This window comes from Methylobacterium sp. J-048, assembly GCF_022829515.1.
Lineage (GTDB): Bacteria > Pseudomonadota > Alphaproteobacteria > Rhizobiales > Beijerinckiaceae > Methylobacterium.
In genome coordinates, this window is the sequence record NZ_JAKSYL010000305.1 from 1 (window position 1) to 296 (window position 296).

Consider the following 296-nt stretch of genomic DNA (forward strand, 5'->3'; position numbering starts at 1 on the left):
AGCGTGTGGATGCGGACGTTGCGCCAGAACCGGTCGAAGCCGTTGGCATTCGTCGCTGAGCGCGCGCCCATCACCTCGAAGATCTGGCTCGTGACTTCGAGGGCGATGGTGCCGGCATAGACGTTGGCGGCGGCGATCCGGCCGCCCGTCTGGCCCAGGGCGCGATCTACAACCTCGTGAGCGGCTTGGCCGGCAGCAACCCGTTCGGCTCGAACGCGGTTGGCACGCCCGGCACCCGGTTCTACCAGCTGAGCCAGGCCCTGCGTGATACCTACCAGTTCGTGGCCGGTGCGAGC

The 296-nt window shown here is 67.9% G+C and carries 1 protein-coding gene; it reads right to left on the reverse strand.

The genetic code is table 11. From position 1 onward, the window contains the following. Positions 1-296 (reverse strand): acyl-CoA dehydrogenase family protein (locus MKL09_RS31475; RefSeq protein ID WP_279606234.1); only part of this gene is annotated, 296 nt, incomplete at both ends.